The sequence below is a fragment of the Caulobacter sp. DWP3-1-3b2 genome (genome assembly GCF_049896325.1).
Lineage (GTDB): Bacteria > Pseudomonadota > Alphaproteobacteria > Caulobacterales > Caulobacteraceae > Caulobacter.
In genome coordinates, this window is sequence record NZ_JAFCUB010000061.1 from 1 (window position 1) to 6,218 (window position 6,218).

The following is a 6,218-nucleotide window of genomic DNA, read 5'->3' on the forward strand; positions in this document are numbered from 1 at the left end:
GCCGAGACCAACCATCGCCAGGCCGCCTCCATCCGCTATCGCCTGACCGCCGCCAAGCTGCCGGTGATGAAGGACCTGGCGGCGTTCAGCTTCGAGGGCTCGCCGATCAACGAAGGCCTGGTCCGTTCGCTATACGACGGCTCCTTCCTGGCCAACCATCGCAACATCGTCCTGGTCGGCGGCACCGGCACGGGCAAGACCCATCTGGCCATCGCCATCACCGCCAACGTGGTGCGGGCCGGCGCGCGTGGTCGCTACTTCAACACCGTCGATCTGGTGAACCGCCTCGAGGACGAGGCCCGGCGCGGCAAGGCCGGCGCCCTGGCGGCCCAGCTCTCACGCCTCGATCTGGTGGTGCTCGACGAGTTGGGCTACCTGCCGTTCGCCCAGTCCGGCGGGCAGCGCCTGTTCCACCTGGTCAGCAAGCTTTACGAGCGCACCTCGGTGATCATCACCACCAACCTGACGTTCGGAGAGTGGCCCACCGTCTTCGGCGACGCCAAGATGACCACGGCGCTGCTCGACCGCCTGACCCACCACTGCGACATCGTCGAGACCTGCAACGACAGCTGGCGACTCAGAAACCGCGCCTAACCGGCACGCTCCGCTTCATCCACAACCTGTTCAACCTCCCCCCAGATCCCCTCCCAGGCAGCTGATCGATCAGTGGCTCACCCCGCAGCGATGCTCTGCGCTGGCTGAGAGCTACGCGCATCGCCGCTCGGAGCCGGATAGGGGGTCCCTATTGGGCGCCTATAGGGGGTCCCGATTGCGCGCCGTTTGACAAGCGCGAGTTCGGCCGGCGGTTAGCGGCCAGCGCTGCGCCGTTCGCCCTGGACGCGGAGGCGCGGGACCTCCGCCTCTTCAAGACGGCGACCCTGACGACGCGGGGCCGAGTACGCAATGGTGTCTGGAACAAGGAGACTGCGGACCAAAAGATGGAGCATTTGGGACTGATGTTCGGCGCGCTGGCGGCCTGCCCGAACAGCGAGATACGCGGCTACGGCGCGCCGTTGCGGAGCATGACATTCGCGCTCCTCGCCATCCCCGCTGTCTGGGATTGGTATCTGCAGTGGCGAGAGGGACGACGCGGCTTCTTCACTCGTTGGGAGTCGGAGATGCTCACAGTCGCCGCCGCCCTGACCAGATGCGAGACCGGATGGCTTCGCCAATCGCCAAAGTTGGCGGGCTGTCTGCGTCCGATCGAGGGCCTTGTAACCCCGAAGGTCAAGCCGCGCACGACGACTGGGACACGATGTGCGAGATCGCTCACCGCCACGCCCTGGTCCGCGCCAAGGAGATCAACCGCGTCGCCCGCGTCCACCGCGACCCATTCGAGCCGATCCTTTCCATCCTCGAAGCGGAAAGCCCGCTTGGTGAATATCGAAAGATCACCGAAGAGGTGCGGCTACGTCGGCCGGATCGGCGTCGTTTCGCTGTCGCCGCCGCTGAGTCGACGCGCAGCTTTTTGATGCTGCGCCTCGGCTTACATCTGGGCCTTCGTCAGAAGAATTTGCGCGAACTGCTGTTTAAACCCAAGGGCCAGCCTGGCACGCCGGAACGCCAATTGGAGGTTCTGAAGCGGGGCGAGCTGCGGTGGAGCATGCGCGACGAGGGCTGGGAGGTGCTGGTCCCGGCCGTAGCGTTCAAGAACGCGGGCTCGACCTTTTCCGCAAGAGTCCGTTCCGGCTCATCCTGCCCGACCTGGGCGGCCTGTACGACGAGATCGAGACCTATATTGCTAGCGATCGGCGTGCGCTGCTCAAGGCGCGGGCCGATCCGGGCGTGTTCTTCGTCAAGACGATGAAAGCCAAGAGCATCAGCGCCGCATACGACCAGAACACGTTCTATGAGGCGTGGCGTCTGACCATCCAGCGTCACGGCGTCTACAACCCCTACACCGGACGCGGCGCCATCGAAGGGTTGTTGCCCCACGGACCGCACAATGTCCGCGATGTGTTGGCCACCCATGTACTGAAGCAGACCGGTTCGTATGAGCAGGCGAGTTACGCGATCCAGGATACGCCCGACACCATCGCCGAGCATTACGGCCGCTTCCTACCTCAAGACAAGGCGGCATTGGCAGCGCAGGTTTTGAACCAGGTCTGGGCCGCTTAATCGGCCGGGTTGTGCGCGTGAGCTGCGCGCACAACCCGGTTTGCCGGCGCTGGGGAATGGTCGAAAGAGGGGCGGTTTTGGTCGATTTTCAGTGGCCAGTTCGACGGCCAGTTCGACGGCAAGATAAAAGCACAGGGACCCTGCGGCTCCATGGTGTTGATGGTGTTGAGGAATTTCCGGGACCCGGCCAGAAGCACGACCCCGTCGCGATCAAATTCCGAAGCACGATCAGACACTTGGTAGGGACCTGACGCGGCATCACCGCCTAGTTGCCCGTCCTTGACCTCAGAGTCGTCGGCCACGGATCAGACGTGATCGAGCCCGGATCTCCTCGGGCGTGGCGCTTGCCGGCAGCTCCTCAGCGGCTTGGGCCATGCTGAGAAGGACCCTTTCAAGCACTAGGCGCGGACATGGTTCGAGGCAGGCGGCGAACGCCGACACGGTTCGCGCGGCGATGTCCGTGGTCTCCGCGTCATCGGCGTCGGACGAGACGGCGCGGCAAAGCCGCGCGATGGCCTCATCAGGCATGAACTGCTCCTGCTTTTTGGGCTCTACGAACCAAGGGGGCGGTAGGTGCCGGGCGGAAATCTGCCCCTCGAGGGCGGCTACGCCGTCGCCTGCGGCGATGCGCTTTGCGCCCCCTTGACCGGCAGCTTTCCGCCCGGCCAGGGCTCGGCATGCGGTTTAAGCCTAATCAGGCGCAAGGCGCCTGCGGCTTAACCGCAGCCTAGGCTTTGAGGCGGACGCCGGGACCACCTGGCTTGAGCTCTCCGGCTTCCATGAAGACAACGCCCGCGCCCTCAAGTGCGCGCAGCACCGCGTCAATGTTGGCTGCGGTGCTGCGGCCAGGACCAAGCGGACCTTCCATGCGGCGGATCGTCGGGAGGGACAGCTTAGCCATCTCGGCGAGCTGTGGTTGGCTCCAATCTAAGAGCGCGCGCGCCGCTCGGATTTGCTCCGCCGTCGGCACTTGATGATCGTTTTGCGCTCTTGTGATCATTTTACGTTGATCTTTATGTGTCGATATGATAGGAAAACGATAACCGAATTATTAGGATTCTGACCATGGGCTCGCGTCGAAAGACGGGCGGCGACCGTACACGCCTGCCTGCCATCACCAGGCGCTCAATCTTGGGCGCCGCGTCGGCCGCGCCGGTCGTCACCGGGGCCGACAAGATCGCGCGGCCAGCAGATGCCGTCGCAGGAGCGGCCGCGTTCCTCGCGGTCGATATCGAGAGCAACCGGCCTTCTAGGCCGGTGGGCCACGCTGGAACGTTATGTGATTGAGAACCATCGTTGGTTCCAACTCTCCCGCTCCGAGCGGCGGGCTTTACCCGAGGCGCGCGAGATGTTCGAGATCGACGACGCCATCGAGCCGCTGTTCCGGCGCCGCGAGAAGTTGCTCCCACGTGTCGCCAAAGCGGCGGCCAGAGACCCCAACGGCATCGCCGCCAAGCTCGCCGTGGCCGCCATCGAAATCCACCCCGACGAAAACGAAGTGATGCACCGACTGCTCGACGGCGCCTTGCGGGAGCTGGCGGCCATGCGCTGCCCCGGCTGCGGCGCCCACTTGGTGGCGGGTAAGGGCGTCGGGTGACGTAAATGGCGGTTTCGGTGAAAAAATCTTCGCCACCGCCCGCCGCCACCGCCCGCCGCCGCCGTCAGCGCGACGCCGCTCGCCAGGACGGCGGCGGGCTACTGTGCAGGGCGCAGTAAGTGACTGTTCTCGTTGATATACGACTGTTGACGCGATCAGTGATCGCCTCAAGGTTCGGTGTTCCGCAATGCCCGGAGCAACCGAAGATGACCGACAAGCCGCACAAGCTGGATCAGCCCGCCGAGCCCACCGCCGATGTTCGAGCCGCCCTATCGCGGGTCGATGAGGCCGTCCTGATCCTGGCCCGACTGCTGGGTCGTCAAATCGCCCGCGACGAGTTCGAGCGCCGCCAGCTAACGGCCGACACCCCATCCCCGGAAGACCCGACCACGAGGTAAGCCATGACCCGCGTCGCCCTGTACGCCCGCTATTCCGACGACAAGCAAAGCGCCGCTTCCATCGAGGACCAGGAGCGCGTCTGTCGGATGCACGCCGCCAAGCTGGGTTGGCAGGTTACTGCGACCTATTCCGATGCGGCGATCTCGGGCTCTACCGTGATCTTGCGCCCCGGTGTCCAGGCTATGCTCCGTGACGCCTTGGCCGGGGAGTTTGACGTGGTCCTGGCCGAGGCTCTGGACCGGCTCAGCCGCGATCAGGAGGATATCGCCGGGCTCTTCAAGCGCCTGCGGTACGCCGACGTGCCGATCGTCACCCTCTCGGAGGGTGAAATCTCAGAGCTTCATGTCGGCCTCAAAGGGACGATGAACGCGCTCTTCCTCAAAGACCTCGCCGCCAAAACCCATCGCGGCAATCGGGGGGTGGTCGAGTCAGGCAGGGTCTCGGGCGGCAACGCCTCCGGCTATCGCGTCATCCGTGAGATCAACGCGGCGGGCAAGGTCACGACCGGGGAACGCGAGATCATCCCAGAAGAGGCCGAGATCGTTCGGCGCATCTTCCGGGAATACGTCGCAGGGCGCAGCCCGCGCCAGATCGCCATCGACCTCAACGGCGAAGGCGTGCGTTCGCCCAAGGGGGCCAATTGGGCTGACATGACCATCCGGGGCCACATGTCCACGCAGTCGGGCGTCCTAAACAACAACCTCTATATCGGCCGCATCTGCTGGAACCGACGGCGGGACGTTCGCAATCCCGACACCGGCCGCGTCCGCCATCGCGTGAACCCGCAAGGTGAGTGGGTGTGGGCCGATGCGCCGCATATGCGTATCGTGGACGATGAGCTTTGGGCCGCCGCCAGGGCGCGTCAGGAGGAATATAGCCGGGCCTATGTTCAGTCGCGCGACCAGGGCGCGCAGAGCTTGCAGGCGGCCTCGCGCAGCCGTCGCCCCAAAACCCTGCTGTCCGGTCTGCTGGTCTGCGGTGTGTGTGGCGGCACTATCGCCAAGCGCGGCAACCGCCGCTTGGCCTGCGTGGCGCATGTGAAGGGCCGGGGCTGCACCAACTCCAGCGCCATCAACAGCGATCTCCTGGAGGAGCGCGTTCTGGTCGGCCTGCGGGAGCGTCTGGTGACGCCCGAGGCCATGGCCGAAGCGATGCGCAACTACATTGAGGAGACCAATCGCCTCAACCACCATCGCCGGGCCAGCGAGGCGGGCGACCGGTTGCGACTTGAGAAGGCCAGGAAGGCGGTAGCGGGTATCGTGGCGGCCACAGAGGACGGCGGCTATAGCCGCCCGCTCATGGAGCGCCTGAAGGCCCTGGAGGCCGAGTCCGACGCCATCGAGCTCGCTATCGCCCAGGCGCCGCGCGACGTGCCCGACGTTCACCCCAACGTCGCCGAGCTTTACCGCCGCAAGGTCGAGCGCCTGATCAAGGCCCTAAACCATCCCGACGATTGCGCAACGGCGGCCATGGCGCTGCGGACCGTTATCGACAAGGTGGTGGTGACCCCGACCGGGCGGCGCGGGGAGGTGGAGGTGCAGTTGTTCGGCGATCTGGAAACGATCCTGGCCTGGGCGCAGGACCGCGACGGCAAGGGCCCCAGCCCCGCGAAGATGGCGGTTCGGGTTGGTGGCGAGCCTTCGTCGCCTTCGCCCCGTGATCGGTCCGGGACCGGGGCTCGCCGCCCTGGCCCGCCCGTCGGGGGCGAACAAGACCGGCTGAGTGATAAAACCACTGCCTACCGGACGCTCTTGGAAAACGGATTACGCGAAGCGCTCGTCTTCGTCGAAACAGTAATCACACTGCAAAACCTCCGGGCGGAGCCCGCGCGCTTCGCACCCTCCCCAAACGCTTCAGCGGCCCCCCGCGTGAAGTCCTCCCCCATCGCCTGGAGCATCGCGCTCCAACGGGGAATCGCGAGCGATTCTCCGGGCGCGCGAATAATGATTCACCTAGAGCATCGCGCCTTTATTTCAGCGCATAGCCGGCGCCCGCACTTTCAACGCCCTCTGGGCCGCCCTGGGCGACATCTGCGCCCTCTTCGACCCCGAGGAGTGCTGGAACTTCTTCAAGGGCGCCGGCTATGCGCTGAAATAAAGGCGCG

At 65.2% G+C, this 6,218-nt stretch carries 7 protein-coding genes; 6 read left to right on the forward strand and 1 reads right to left on the reverse strand.

The window, feature by feature from the left end; all coding sequences use genetic code 11:
• From istB to ACP7AG_RS21060, 3 genes are all read left to right on the forward strand, one after another.
• The coding region (istB, locus tag ACP7AG_RS21050; protein ID WP_426033356.1) for an IS21-like element helper ATPase IstB at window positions 1-594 on the forward strand (594 nt) is incomplete at its 5' end.
• A 565-nt stretch (window positions 595-1,159) separates the two neighbouring features.
• Window positions 1,160-1,807 carry a hypothetical protein gene (locus ACP7AG_RS21055; protein WP_426033358.1) on the forward strand — a complete coding sequence of 216 codons (648 nt, stop codon included), beginning with the start codon at window positions 1,160-1,162 and terminating at the stop codon, window positions 1,805-1,807.
• Window positions 1,786-2,118 carry a hypothetical protein gene (locus tag ACP7AG_RS21060; protein ID WP_426033360.1) on the forward strand — a complete coding sequence of 111 codons (333 nt, stop codon included), beginning with the start codon at window positions 1,786-1,788 and terminating at the stop codon, window positions 2,116-2,118. Before ACP7AG_RS21055 ends, ACP7AG_RS21060 begins: the two co-directional genes overlap by 22 nt.
• A gap of 727 nt (window positions 2,119-2,845) precedes the next feature.
• Here the strand turns inward: ACP7AG_RS21060 and ACP7AG_RS21065 are convergent.
• Entirely contained in the window at window positions 2,846-3,019 is a 174-nt protein-coding gene (locus ACP7AG_RS21065) for a hypothetical protein (protein WP_426033362.1), read from the reverse strand.
• 447 nt (window positions 3,020-3,466) lie between these two features.
• On the opposite strand from ACP7AG_RS21065, the gene ACP7AG_RS21070 reads away from it, so the two are divergent.
• From ACP7AG_RS21070 to ACP7AG_RS21080, 3 genes are all read left to right on the forward strand, one after another.
• Complete coding sequence (locus ACP7AG_RS21070; protein WP_426033364.1) at window positions 3,467-3,715, forward strand: hypothetical protein; 249 nt, start codon at window positions 3,467-3,469, stop codon at window positions 3,713-3,715.
• Between the two features lie 206 nt (window positions 3,716-3,921).
• A complete protein-coding gene (locus ACP7AG_RS21075; protein WP_426033366.1) occupies window positions 3,922-4,113 on the forward strand; it encodes a hypothetical protein in 192 nt (63 codons plus the stop codon).
• Window positions 4,114-4,116: 3 nt separating this feature from the next.
• On the forward strand, window positions 4,117-6,218 hold a 2,102-nt coding region (locus ACP7AG_RS21080), incomplete at its 3' end, for a recombinase family protein (RefSeq protein ID WP_426033368.1).

Bases quoted from the DNA above. Each gene is read 5' to 3' on its own strand.
- ACP7AG_RS21075 (WP_426033366.1), top strand. From the start codon at position 3,922: ATGACCGACAAGCCGCACAAGCTGGATCAGCCCGCCGAGCCCACCGCC.
- ACP7AG_RS21070 (WP_426033364.1), top strand. From the start codon at position 3,467: ATGTTCGAGATCGACGACGCCATCGAGCCGCTGTTCCGGCGCCGCGAG.
- ACP7AG_RS21065 (WP_426033362.1), bottom strand. From the start codon at position 3,019: ATGGCTAAGCTGTCCCTCCCGACGATCCGCCGCATGGAAGGTCCGCTT.
- ACP7AG_RS21055 (WP_426033358.1), top strand. From the start codon at position 1,160: ATGGCTTCGCCAATCGCCAAAGTTGGCGGGCTGTCTGCGTCCGATCGA.